This window comes from Geobacillus sp. LYN3, from assembly GCF_003064505.1.
In the GTDB taxonomy this organism is placed as follows: Bacteria; Bacillota; Bacilli; order Bacillales; family Anoxybacillaceae; genus Parageobacillus_B; species Parageobacillus_B toebii.
Genome location: NZ_QCWL01000092.1, coordinates 331 through 559, shown reverse-complemented (window position 1 = coordinate 559; position 229 = coordinate 331). Strand labels below are relative to the sequence as shown.

Annotated in this window: 1 pseudogene; it reads right to left on the bottom strand. The window is 50.7% G+C overall.

The annotated features are described in order from the left end of the window. Positions 1 to 229: pseudogene (locus tag DCC82_RS18490) on the bottom strand (IS1380 family transposase); the annotation flags it as partial.

Sequence of the window (229 nt, the reverse complement as noted above, 5' to 3'; positions counted from 1 at the left end):
CGATTCTCGGCGTAAGTTTCGCTTGATGACAAAGTCCACGTCTTCCTTTAGACATACGTGCACATTCGCTTCCGCATCGTTTCCTGCATCCATGCGGACAAGCAGACGAGATGAAGTCAGTTGACGAGCTCGACGGATGGCGGTAGTTAAAAACGAAGGCATGTTGTCTTGCACATGTTGTTTCCCTGGACGCAACTCGGCATGAACGAGATACCCTTCCTTCCCTGCA